Annotated in this window: 11 protein-coding genes and 1 tRNA gene; 5 read left to right on the top strand and 7 right to left on the bottom strand. The window is 59.9% G+C overall.

Going from position 1 to position 12,116, the window contains the following annotated elements:
• Window positions 1–325 precede the first annotated feature (325 nt).
• Window positions 326–757 carry a hypothetical protein gene (locus BLQ92_RS14020; RefSeq protein WP_090685094.1) on the bottom strand — a complete coding sequence of 144 codons (432 nt, stop codon included), beginning with the start codon at window positions 755–757 and terminating at the stop codon, window positions 326–328.
• Between the two features lie 49 nt (window positions 758–806).
• Window positions 807–1,463 carry an outer membrane beta-barrel protein gene (locus BLQ92_RS14025; RefSeq protein ID WP_218133034.1) on the bottom strand — a complete coding sequence of 219 codons (657 nt, stop codon included), beginning with the start codon at window positions 1,461–1,463 and terminating at the stop codon, window positions 807–809.
• Between the two features lie 99 nt (window positions 1,464–1,562).
• On the opposite strand from BLQ92_RS14025, the gene BLQ92_RS14030 reads away from it, so the two are divergent.
• Window positions 1,563–1,841: a helix-turn-helix domain-containing protein gene (locus tag BLQ92_RS14030; RefSeq protein ID WP_090685096.1), complete on the top strand. Its 279-nt coding sequence runs from the start codon at window positions 1,563–1,565 to the stop codon at window positions 1,839–1,841.
• Window positions 1,842–2,014: 173 nt separating this feature from the next.
• On the opposite strand, the gene BLQ92_RS14035 is transcribed toward BLQ92_RS14030, so the two are convergent.
• From BLQ92_RS14035 to BLQ92_RS14055, 5 genes are all read right to left on the bottom strand, one after another.
• Window positions 2,015–3,334 (bottom strand): site-specific integrase, encoded by a 1,320-nt coding sequence (locus BLQ92_RS14035; RefSeq protein ID WP_090685097.1) that lies wholly within the window; start codon window positions 3,332–3,334, stop codon window positions 2,015–2,017.
• A gap of 82 nt (window positions 3,335–3,416) precedes the next feature.
• A tRNA-Met gene (locus BLQ92_RS14040) sits at window positions 3,417–3,493 on the bottom strand.
• A 123-nt stretch (window positions 3,494–3,616) separates the two neighbouring features.
• Window positions 3,617–5,275, bottom strand: coding sequence for an MFS transporter (locus BLQ92_RS14045; RefSeq protein ID WP_090685098.1), 1,659 nt, complete (start codon window positions 5,273–5,275; stop codon window positions 3,617–3,619).
• Between the two features lie 231 nt (window positions 5,276–5,506).
• The gene (locus BLQ92_RS14050) at window positions 5,507–7,048 is read right to left on the bottom strand and encodes a sensor histidine kinase (RefSeq protein ID WP_090685099.1); all 1,542 of its coding nucleotides are present in this window, start codon (window positions 7,046–7,048) and stop codon (window positions 5,507–5,509) included.
• Between the two features lie 9 nt (window positions 7,049–7,057).
• Window positions 7,058–7,903, bottom strand: a complete 846-nt coding sequence (locus tag BLQ92_RS14055) for a response regulator transcription factor (protein ID WP_090685280.1) — start codon at window positions 7,901–7,903, stop codon at window positions 7,058–7,060.
• A gap of 230 nt (window positions 7,904–8,133) precedes the next feature.
• Between BLQ92_RS14055 and recA the strand changes: the two genes are divergently transcribed.
• From recA to sucC, 4 genes are all read left to right on the top strand, one after another.
• A complete protein-coding gene (gene recA, locus BLQ92_RS14060; protein WP_090685100.1) occupies window positions 8,134–9,207 on the top strand; it encodes a recombinase RecA in 1,074 nt (357 codons plus the stop codon).
• Window positions 9,208–9,214: 7 nt separating this feature from the next.
• Complete coding sequence (gene recX / locus BLQ92_RS14065; protein ID WP_244106046.1) at window positions 9,215–9,937, top strand: recombination regulator RecX; 723 nt, start codon at window positions 9,215–9,217, stop codon at window positions 9,935–9,937.
• 200 nt (window positions 9,938–10,137) lie between these two features.
• Window positions 10,138–10,884, top strand: coding sequence for a DUF2889 domain-containing protein (locus tag BLQ92_RS14070; protein ID WP_090685281.1), 747 nt, complete (start codon window positions 10,138–10,140; stop codon window positions 10,882–10,884).
• Window positions 10,881–12,050 carry an ADP-forming succinate--CoA ligase subunit beta gene (sucC, locus tag BLQ92_RS14075; protein ID WP_090685102.1) on the top strand — a complete coding sequence of 390 codons (1,170 nt, stop codon included), beginning with the start codon at window positions 10,881–10,883 and terminating at the stop codon, window positions 12,048–12,050. The genes BLQ92_RS14070 and sucC overlap by 4 nt, the downstream gene beginning before the upstream one ends.
• Window positions 12,051–12,116 lie beyond the last annotated feature (66 nt).

Genomic DNA, 12,116 nt, shown 5'->3' on the forward strand with positions numbered 1-12,116 from the left:
GGTGTTAAGTTTATCTATGCTTTTACGGCAAAACTTATCCGTACTTTAGAGCAGACTACCTGACGGTATGCGTTCCGCATGTATAGGGTTCACAACTGACTGTTTGGGACGCGTCGCGCTAGTCCGTGTTCTATCCAGTTGTTTCTGAGACCGCTTCGCAATCGACGAAAAACCCGACATTAGGGCGGAGCGGCTATGTCCGAGGCCGTCGCAGTTACAACTCGACATGATAGATCTGAACGGCTTATCCACCGCTTCCTCGCTCTTGGCCCATGCATTGGCCGCTTCGAAAACGTGGATAAACCGTTCTGAACGATAGGACCGATTACAGCACGTCGTTGGCGGGAATGCTGAACAACTGCCGGTTCACATTGGCGAAGTACACAACCCATGACCCGACGACGAGGCCGACCACCGCGTGGAAGGGCGAATTTCCAGCGAATCCGGCATAGAGAAAGCCGCACGCAATAACGGCGACTACCGAACCCAAGAGGATCCCCGTCATTTTCGCCCGGAAGACGGTGCCGTCCGCCCGTGACACGCCAGCGATAATCTTCTTGCCAAAGTACGAGACAATCCAAATCGAAATTGGCGTGCTGTTGTGCAGGGCTTCTTGCAGGATTCCACCCAATGCGTCGCTGACACCGACATTCTTGATACGGTGATCCCCGATTTCAATATACGTGTAACGGTCCCCTCGCCCGGCCGACGACGAACCAGCCCCCAGCGTTTTCAGTTGCCCGGTGTATTGCTTCATATTGACTCCCAAGAGGTATCAGGCGGGACGCAAGGCCGCGCCTCTATGGTCAGAACTTGTATTGCGCGCCGACCGTGAAGAGATTCGAAGTCATGTCCACGGTGTGTTCGCCGGCCGCTGCTTTGAAGTGTTGCCACTCAGTCCGGATCGCGAAATGCCTGGTGAAGTTGTACGCGGCACCCAGTCCAAATGACGGACGCACGGACCAGTCGGTGTTATCTGCGTCAGGCGTGCCTTCCATGCGTACAAAATCCGCGCCGTATTCATGAGATCGATTCGCTAGCATGGACGCACCGGCCTTTGCGAACACCTGAAGGTTGCCGAAATCGTAGCTGCCGACCAATGATAGATTGAAGCCCAGCATGGTCATGTCGTTCGTGCGGTCAATCGTCTGGAACTTGACTGACTGTTTCCCGAGATTCAGTGCTTCCGCTTCGATACCGAGGTATTTAAAGGCTTGATACCCAGCGAAAAGCTTGTAGCCCAAGTCGCCGGAGTTCTTCGTGTATGGCAAATCCGGTCCGAGCGTGATTTGCGAGTCGTCAGAGTGAATCTGGCTGCGTCCCACAGACGCGCCCATGTAGAACCCCGTATCAGCCGCCATTGCCGTGGCACTGGCGCACGCCGCCACTGCCACGAACCACAACGCTGCCATAGCACGCTTGTTGCGCATGTCGATCCCTTTCTGGTTATTGGAAGGACGCACGGTTTGGCCGTGCTGGGCGCGATCATAGCGTAAACTGTAACCATATCCGGTGAAACCATATCCCGTGGCGATTTATACACAGTCGGGGAAACATTGGGTATGGCTACTTCCCCAATTTCCGCGTCTGACAAGGCTAAGCCGCCGGTACTAGTGGCTTTTGGTGCTGCGGTTCGGCGTCACCGCAAAGCAAAGGGTTTTTCTCAGGAAGCCTTCGGGGACGCTTGCGGAATCGACCGAAGCTACATGGGCGGGATCGAGCGCGGCGAGCACAATCTGGCGCTCGTCAATATCATGAAGATCATTGATACCCTCGGGCTTCAGCCGTCAGAGTTCTTTAAGGACCTGGACGACCTGAAATCGGCTGTACGTAACGGCTGAGACGATTCGCCCGTTGGGGTGCCGCAGTTTTTCCTTTAGTCCTGTCTTCCCGTGAACCAAGAGAACCGTGTGAGCGCGCCGTCGGCGCAGGCACGATTGCGTTCGTGTATTCGGCGATAGGACGGGCTAGTATCTCGCCCCGGATCATTTGGCGCGGCGAGATCAGACGGGAACTACCAAAAGAGCGTGATTGGGAATTCCAACAGGTCCACGGTCCGCTTCAGCGTGACAATCTGTTTTTCGTGCTGATAGTTCACGAAGTGCGGTGACGACAGGTTGAGCGCCGTTTGCTCGTAGTGCCCGACAATCGCCATGAGCATGGCAGGGTGGGTATGCATTTCCGTCATGCGATTGATAAAGGTGTGACGGAACGAGTGGAACACCTTCCTGTCGTCGGTGAATTTCAGCTTATCCAGATACTGGCCAAACCGGCGCGACATGTTTTTACTGTAACCGTTTTTGCCGTCCCTGAGGTGCGGGAACAGCATTTCCTTGTTCTGGGTTCGCAACCCCTCCACGTAAGCCAGAAACCCAGACCGCTCAATCGCTTTGTGAAGCGGGATCTTGCGGATCGAATTGCGGTTCTTGGCCTGCTCGATCTCGAAATACCATACGCCGCTTTCGTGCCGGATCTGGCTCAGTTTCAGGCTTGCGAGCTCTTCCACCCGAGCGCCGGTATAAAGCGCAAGGAAGGGGAGCCAGTGGTAGTCAGGCTTATTCATGAATGCCCGATACGGCTCCTCGTCAAAGATCAGCTTCAAATCGCCGTCAGTGAAGTCTCGATACGATTCCACCTTTTGCTTCAGCTTCGATTTACGTGACACCCGAACTTTCTCGAACGGGTTGGTCTGGAAATACAGGTTGTTATCGATTGCGTAGGCAAACAGGTCTTTCAGGAACGACGTTTTCGCGTTAATACGACTGGCCGAATGGTTTGAAGCGATCAGGCGATTCTTGTAGCTGACCGCGCTGTCGGCGCCGTAGGTGTTGATATCCTTGTTCTCGAAAAAGCCGTGGAACTCGGTGAACGTCCGTTCCTTGTCGTCAATCGTTTTCGGGACATTGTCCAGCCGCTTCTCAGCCAGATAGAGGGCGATCACCTCTGAGAGCAGTTTGCTTTTGGGCTTGGCCGGTTCGATTTTCTGCGGATTAGGGCCAGCGAGAGTTTTCGCCAGTTGCTCAGTCGTGAGCGACAGCATTTGCTCGGACGTCATGCCCAGCCGGTCCAGAATCTGGAACAGCATGCCCGTCTCTTCCTGCTTGATATTGTTGAATTGAACGCCGTTGGGAAAGACGACGTCGAGTCGGCGCACATTGCCTGCGTTAAGGATTGTCTTGTTCATTTCCACCTGCAAGTTGAGTAACAATGCAGCCAATTTTGCCTGGCGGAAATCCTTGGTACCAAGGGAACGTCGGGTATCGAGTTCGCCTTGACAAATGCGCAGATAGTAGACCCCGTGACGGGACTTGAGGAGGCGTGGAAGCTTGTGCAAGTCGGCACCTGTGACACCGACCGTGACACCAGAAGTAAAAAGCCCTTGAACTTCGTTAGAAGATTCAAGGGCTTAGTGCAACTGGTGGCGAATCAGGGATTCGAACCCCGGACCTGCGGATTATGATTCCGTCGCTCTAACCGGCTGAGCTAATTCGCCTAAAGAAGAAGCGAGATTATGAAGACGGCGTTGGCGTCTGTCAACCCCCGCCGCCAACATTTTCAGACCCCGGGGCCCGGGCTATGAGCGGGCGCCCGGGCACCCAGGCAACAGGACCCACGCTCAATCCTTGGCATAAATATCCGAATCCTTGGTCTCCTTGACGAACAGCATGCCGATCACGAACGTGATGATGGCAATCACGATCGGATACCAAAGCCCCGAGTAGATATTCCCCTTCGCTGCCACGATCGCAAACGCCGTAGCCGGCAAGAATCCGCCGAACCAGCCATTCCCAATGTGATACGGCAGCGACATCGACGTATACCGGATCCGCGTCGGGAACATCTCCACCAGCATCGCCGCAATCGGCCCGTACACCATCGTCACGTAGATCATCATGATGGTCAGGATCACCACGCTCATCGGCCAGTTGATCTGCGACGGATCAGCCTTGGCCGGATAGCCGGCCGCCTTGAGGGTCGAGCCGAGCGATTCGTCGAACACCTTGCCTTGCGCCTTCGCGTCCGCAGACTTGCCGTCGAACGTATTGATCACCGTATCGCCCACCTTGATCTGCGCGAGCGTCCCCGCCGGGGCCGCCACGTTGTCGTAGTTCAAACCCGCTTTGGACAACGCGCTCTTCGCAATGTCGCATGACGAGGTGAACTTCGATGTCCCCACCGGATTGAACTGGAATGAGCATTCATCCGGGTTGGCGATCACCACGATTGGCGACTTTTGCGTCGCGGTTTCGAGCGCCGGATTGGCGAAGTGCGTCAGCGCCTTGAACAGCGGGAAGTAGGTCAGCGCGGCAATCAGTAGCCCTGCCATGATGATCGGTTTGCGCCCGATCCGGTCAGACAGCGAGCCAAAAAACAGGAAGAACGGCGTGCCGATCAGCAGCGCCAGTGCGATCAGGATATTGGCGGTGGAGCCAGCAACCTTGAGCGTCTGCGTCAGGAAGAACAGGGCATAGAACTGACCCGTGTACCAGACCACAGCCTGGCCGGCGGTCAACCCGATGAGCGCGAGAATCACAATCTTCAGGTTTTTCCACTGGGCGAACGCTTCGGTCAGCGGCGCCTTGGAGGTCTTGCCTTCCGCCTTGATCCGCGCGAACACCGGCGATTCATTCAGTTGCAGCCGGATCCACACTGAAACGGCAAGCAGGAGGATCGACGCGAGAAACGGCACGCGCCATCCCCAGCTACCAAACGCCTCTTCACCGATCGACGTGCGCACGCCGAGGATCACGAGCAAGGACAGGAACAGGCCGAGCGTGGCCGTCGTCTGGATCCAGGAGGTGTAGAAGCCGCGCCGGCCTGCCGGTGCGTGTTCCGCGACATAGGTCGCCGCGCCGCCGTACTCGCCGCCGAGCGCCAGACCCTGCAGCAGCCGCATCGCGATAAAGATCACCGGTGACGCCATGCCGATCGCGGCGTAGCCGGGCAGGAAGCCCACCAGGAAGGTCGACAGACCCATGATCACGATGGTGATCAGGAACGTGTACTTGCGCCCGACCATGTCGCCCAGCCGCCCGAACACGATGGCGCCGAACGGCCGCACCGCGAAACCTGCCGCGAAGCTGAGCAGCGTGAAGATGAAGCCGGCTGTTGGATTGACCCCGGAGAAGAAGCTCTTGCTGATGAAGACCGCGAGTGAGCCGGCCAGGTAGAAGTCATACCACTCGAAAACAGTGCCTAGCGACGATGCGAAGATCACCCGCTTCTCATCGTGCGTCATCGGCACGTGGGACATTTGTCCGCCAACGGTAGCCATATGTCGTCTCCAATATTTTGATATATGCACGCGGCCCGCCCGGAAGGCGTTCCCGTGAATCGGATTATTGGAGCGGAAACTTACGGCCTACTGACGTTGTGTCTCAAAATTGGTGGTGCAGGAGAATGGGTGCGAGTGGGGCTATGTTCGTTCAATAATTTGCTAAGTTTCGGTAATCGACGGTCAAAATGTGAATATCGCGCATTTTTTGTTGTGCTTGATTCGACCCGATTAGGGTAAGTCCCGGGCCGCCTGACGTGCCCGCAAGCTGACACGCACGAGCGTTCCGGCCAGGCGCGGGGTGGTTTGATAGACGTTGTCCTCGATCGTCAACGTGCCGCCGTGCATGATGGCGATCTCGCGGACGATGGCCAGTCCGAGCCCGCTACCGTCGCCCTCACGGCCGAGAATCCGGTAGAAGCGCTCGACCACCCGCGTCCGTTCTGCGACCGGAATGCCAAGACCGGTATCCTCCACTTCCAGATGCACTTGCCTTGCCGCCGCGTCGGGCCTTACGCGCACGGTGATGCGTCCTCCGGCCGGCGTGTAACGGATCGCGTTGTCGATCAGGTTGGAGAGCATCTCGCGCAGCATCAGCAGACTGCCGTCTATTTCCACCGCCTCGTCCGGTCCTTCGTAGCCGAGGTCCATCTGCTTGGCGAGCGCTGCCTGCAGCCAGTCGCGCACGGCATTGCGGGCGACCTCGGTGATCTCGACCGGCGCGAAAATCTGCCCGGACAGCCGGTTTTCGGCGCGAGCGAGCGCCAACAATTGCGTGACAAGCCGCGCCGCGTGCTCGGAACTCGTCGCGATCTGCTCGAGGGAGCGGTGCACTTCTGCCGACACGTCCTGCCGCAGCGCCAGTTCAGCCTGGGTGCGCAGCCCGGCGAGCGGGGTCTTCATCTGGTGAGCGGCGTCGGCGATGAAGCGCTTTTGCAGCTCCATATTCTGTTCGAGGCGCGTTAGCAGGTCGTTGAACGACGTTACCAGTGGTTCGATCTCAGGCGGCGCGCGATGGGCTTCGAGCGGCGACAGATCGTCCGGGCGTCGCGCGCGGATATGCGCCTGCAGCGCGTGCAGCGGCGCGAGTCCGCGCGACAGCCCGAACCACACGAGCACGATCGCGAGCGGCAGGATCACGAACTGCGGCAGGATCACGCCTTTGATGATGTCGTTGGCGAGCTGGCTGCGCTTGTCGAGCGTCTCGCCCACCTGCACCAGCACCGGCAGCGCGCCCGGTGTCTGTGGAAACTCGACGGTCGTGTAAGCAACGCGGATATCGTTGCCGTGCAGAACATCGTCGCGAAATTCGACCAGCCCCGGCGGCGGCCGGTCTTCCTCGTGCGGCAGCGGCATGTCGCGGTCGCCGCCCACCAGTTCGCCACGGGTGCCGAGCACCTGATAAAACACCTTGTCGACGTTGTCCCCGCTCAGGAAATCGCGCGTCGCATCGGGTAGCGTCAGCTCCGCGACGCCATTCACAGGATGGATCTGGCGGGCCAGGACGTAGGCATCGGTTTCAAGCGCGCGGTCGAACGGGCCGTTGGCAATCGACTTGGCGACCAGATACGTCACCGCAATGCTCATTGGCCACAACAGCAGCAAAGGCGCCAGCATCCAGTCGAGAATCTCGCCGAACAGCGAACGCGGGCGGGTCTCGGCGACGGCTTCGGTTTCGTCGGGCGGCGCGAACGGGTTCGCGTAGCGGGCGTCGCGCGCCTCGTCGTCGAGGTTCGCCGCTGGCGCCGCGGCGCGCTCTGCGCGTGCGGACATGAGCGGTCTCTATTTGAAGTGGTGGCTCGCGGGCATCGCAGCGGATGCGGGCGAGGAGGGCGCAGCAGGCTCGGGCGTGGCAGGCAAACTGGACGGACTGGGCGCTGGCGTGGGCGCCGCCGATGTTGCGCCGGTGGCCGCGCCGGACGCCGCGGCAGAGGACGGCGTGCTCGCCCCAGCCGCCGTCTGCGCAGCCTTCTCCAGGCAGTAGCCGAGGCCGCGCACGGTGAGAATGCGCACGCCGCTCGGTTCGATTTTCTTGCGCAGACGGTGCACGTAGACTTCGATCGCGTTGTTGCTGACCTCTTCGCCCCACTCGCACAGATGATCGACCAGCTGCTCCTTCGACACCAGCCGGCCGATCCGCTGCAGCAGCACTTCGAGCAGGCCCAGTTCGCGTGCCGACAACTCGATGACCTGGTCGTTGATATAAGCGATCCGCCCCACCTGATCGAACGAGAGCGAGCCGTGCCGTACCACGGTCGGGCCGCCTCCCGCGCCGCGCCGGGTCAGTGCGCGCACGCGCGCTTCGAGTTCGTTGAGCGCGAACGGCTTGGCCATATAGTCGTCGGCGCCGAGGTCGAGCCCTTTGACGCGGTCGTCGACGCTATCCGCAGCGGTCAGGATCAATACGGGGAGGTTCGAATTGCGCGCCCGCAGGCGGCGCAGCACCTCGAGCCCGGACATGCGCGGCAGGCCGAGATCGAGAATCAACAGGTCGAACGTTTGCATCGACAGCGCAGTATCCGCCTCGACGCCGTTCTTCACGTGATCAACGGCGTATGCCGATTGGCGGAGTGATCGAATCAGAGCGTCCGCGAGTATGCTGTCATCTTCGGCAATGAGAATTCGCATGATGCGCCAGCCAGCCTTGCTGGCACCGTAGTAATGCCCGGCGCGCAGCGGTCTCCAAAGATTTTTCTGGGTAGTCGGCGCACTTTGACCGCACATAAGTAGCGCCATGTGCGAATCGTGCTTGCCAAAACTACTGTTTTTTTATACAGTGTCTGCGTTTAGGGTGCTGTCCGTGATGAATGGGCTGCACATCTGCCTCAGACGCCGTTCATCATAGCAAAGGACGATTCATGGAAGAAAGCAAGAAAGGCTCGGCTGGACTGACGGCTGAAAAGAGCAAGGCCTTGGCCGCCGCGCTCGCGCAGATCGAAAAGCAGTTCGGCAAAGGGTCGGTCATGCGGCTCGGCGCAGGCGAGGCAGTCGAAGACATTCAAGTGGTCTCAACGGGATCGCTTGGCCTCGACATCGCGCTGGGCGTCGGCGGTTTGCCGCGTGGCCGTGTGGTCGAAATCTACGGGCCGGAATCGTCGGGTAAAACCACGCTGACGCTGCAAGTCGTCGCTGAAATGCAGAAGCTCGGCGGCACGGCAGCGTTTATCGACGCGGAACACGCGCTGGACATCCAGTACGCGGGCAAGCTCGGCGTGAACGTGTCGGACCTGCTGGTTTCGCAACCGGATACGGGCGAACAGGCGCTGGAAATCGCCGACGCGCTGGTGCGCTCGGGCTCGATCGACATGATCGTGATCGATTCGGTCGCGGCTCTCGTGCCGAAGGCCGAAATCGAAGGTGAAATGGGCGACTCGCTGCCGGGTCTGCAAGCACGTCTGATGTCGCAGGCGCTGCGTAAGCTCACCGGCACGATCAAGCGTACGAACTGCCTGGTCATCTTCATCAACCAGATTCGTATGAAGATCGGCGTGATGTTCGGCAACCCGGAAACCACCACGGGCGGTAACGCGCTCAAGTTCTACGCATCCGTGCGTCTGGATATCCGCCGTATCGGCTCGATCAAGAAGAATGACGAAGTGATCGGCAACGAAACGCGCGTGAAGGTCGTCAAGAACAAGGTGGCGCCGCCGTTCCGCGAAGCGATTTTCGACATCCTGTACGGCGAAGGCATTTCGCGCCAAGGCGAAGTCATCGACCTGGGCGTGGCAGCGAAGATCGTCGACAAGGCCGGTGCCTGGTACAGCTACAACGGCGAGCGCATTGGTCAGGGTAAAGACAATGCACGCGAATTCCTGCGCGAAAATCCCGAGATCGCACGCGAAATCGAGAACCGCATCCGTGAATCGCTGGGCGTGAATGCGATGGCGGAAGTCGCCGCAGGCGCAGCCGAAGTCGCGGGCGAAGAGGAGTAATCGTCGCGTGATACGCAAGGGCCGGCCTGTATCCGATGCAGGACGTGATGCGGACGGCCCGCGTGACGGCGATCCACTCGATCCATTCGACCCGTTCGAATCTTTTGATGCGCACGACCGGGCTTCCGGCCGTGCGCCTTCAACGCAGCGCGGCTCCGTGCCTTCGGGGCAGGGCGACACCGCTGATTCGTCTACAGAAACTACCTACACCCGCTCGCGCCGCGTCCCCGGAGAAGCACGCCCGGACCAGGAACGCGCAGCCGACAAGTCCAAAGGCCCTGTCCGCTCGCTAAAAGGGCGCGCACTCGGCTATCTTTCCCGCCGCGAATACAGCCGCGCCGAACTCTCGCGCAAGCTGATGCCGTTCGTTGAAGAGGCGGACTCTCTAGAGGCTTTGCTCGATTCGCTCGAAGGCGAAGGCTGGCTGTCGGATTCGCGCTTTGCCGAGAGCCTGATTCACCGCCGCGCGTCGCGCCTCGGTGCGAACCGGATCGTGGGTGAACTGAAGCGTCATGCGGTCGGCCAGACCCTGATCGAAGAGGCGAGCGCACAACTGCGCGAAACCGAGCTGGCGCGCGCCCAGGCTATCTGGCGCAAGAAATACGGCCATCTTCCAGAAACGCCGGCCGAACGTGCGCGGCAAGCGCGCTTCCTCGCCGCGCGGGGTTTTTCCGGAGCGACCATCGGCAAGATCCTCAAGGGGATCGACGAGGAGTGGGCCGGCGACTGACACCACGCCGCCGCTTAACGCCCGGCCGAACCGGGCCAAACCCTCCGCCAGCCTGTCCAGACACGGCAACACAACGCAACGCCACGCGACACTGGGCCGCATCGGCCCGCACCGGATTGGTGCTATGCACAATCCACGCTGTCTCAAATATGCAGTATGCTAAAATTCAAAGGTTTTCCAATTCGGCCTTTTCCTTCCGCATGCCGCTTCCCCCGCCAGTTTCCCGTCAGTTGCGCCATCGCCGCGCAATTCGTGCGGAAGCCTATGAGCGCGAGGACGGCCTGTGGGATATAGAGGCGTGTCTAACCGACCAAAAGCCACGTGATGTGGTGCTTGCGTCGGGCGTCCGGCCCAACGGTCAGCCGATCCATGAACTCTGGCTCCGCATTACGATCGATCGCAAGCTCAACGTTGTCGACGCGCAAGCGTCGTCCGACTGGGTGCCCTATCCTGGTCTGTGCGAAGCCACCAATCCCGCCTATCGTGCCCTCATCGGGCTCAATCTGTTCAACAACTTCCGTCGCGAATCCGCCCGTTTGCTCAGCGGTACGGCAGGTTGCACGCATCTCACCGAGTTGTGCGCTTTCCTTCCTACCGCTGCCATTCAGGCGTTCGCCGGCGATGTGTGGAATACCAATGGCGGCAAGCCGCCGCACGAAGCGGGTTCAGGGGACGCTTCACCTCAAGCCTCAGACGAACATTCAAACGACAAGCCGCCATTCCAGCTGGGTCGCTGCCACGCGCTGCGATTCGACGGCGAGGCGGTGCGACAGTTTTATCCGCGCTGGTATGGCCACGCGCCGCGTTCAGCGGAGCGTGCGGATACAGCAAGCGAGCAAACACGCCACGCCGCCGGAAACGGCAACGGCGCCGGCACGTCCCGTTTGAACGACAGCAGCGGAAACGAAGTTCAATCCAACTCTCAGACTGAAGGGAATCACGCATGAAGATTCACGAGTACCAGGGTAAGGAAATCCTGCGGAAATTCGGCGTCGCGGTACCGCGCGGCAAGCCGGTCTTCTCGGTGGATGACGCGGTCAAGGCCGCAGAAGAGCTCGGCGGCCCGGTATGGGTCGTGAAGGCTCAGATCCACGCGGGTGGCCGTGGCAAGGGTGGCGGCGTGAAGGTCGCGAAGTCGCTGGAACAGGTTCGTGAATTCTCGAACCAGATCCTCGGCATGCAACTCGTCACGCACCAGACTGGCCCGGAAGGCCAGAAGGTGAACCGCCTGCTGATCGAAGAAGGCGCTGACATCAAGAAGGAACTGTATGTCGGCCTCGTGATCGATCGTGTTTCGCAAAAGGTCGTCGTGATGGCTTCGAGCGAAGGCGGCATGGACGTCGAAGAAGTCGCGGAAAAGACGCCTGAGCTGATCCACAAGATCGCCGTCGACCCGTCGACCGGTCTGAAGGACGCAGAAGCGGATGAACTCGCAACGAAGATCGGCGTGCCCGCCGCTTCGCTGCCGCAAGCTCGCGCAATCCTGCAAGGCCTGTACAAGGCATTCTGGGAAACGGACGCATCGCTGGCCGAAATCAACCCGCTGATCCTGACCGGCGACGGCAAGGTCATCGCACTGGACGCCAAGTTCAACTTCGACTCGAACGCACTGTTCCGTCATCCGGAAATCGTGGCTTACCGCGATCTGGACGAAGAAGATCCGGCTGAAGTCGAAGCATCGAAGTTCGACCTCGCGTACATCTCGCTCGACGGCAACATCGGCTGCCTCGTGAACGGCGCGGGTCTGGCCATGGCGACGATGGACACCATCAAGCTGTTCGGCGGCGAACCGGCGAACTTCCTGGACGTGGGCGGTGGCGCCACGACCGAGAAGGTCACGGAAGCGTTCAAGATCATGCTGAAGAACCCGAATCTGACGGCCATTCTGGTCAACATTTTCGGTGGCATCATGCGCTGCGACGTGATCGCGGAAGGCGTGATCGCTGCGTCGAAGGCTGTCTCGCTGAAGGTGCCGCTCGTGGTCCGCATGAAGGGCACGAACGAAGACCTGGGCAAGAAGATGCTGGCTGAATCCGGCCTGCCGATCATTGCGGCAGACAGCATGGAAGAAGCTGCTCAGAAGGTCGTCGCGGCCGCTGCGGGCAAGGCGTAAGCCAGGCCGGGCGTTCACCAGGATTACGAATGGCGGCGCGTGAGCGACGCGGGCTAAGAACATTCG

This window comes from Paraburkholderia phenazinium (assembly GCF_900100735.1).
Lineage (GTDB): Bacteria > Pseudomonadota > Gammaproteobacteria > Burkholderiales > Burkholderiaceae > Paraburkholderia > Paraburkholderia phenazinia.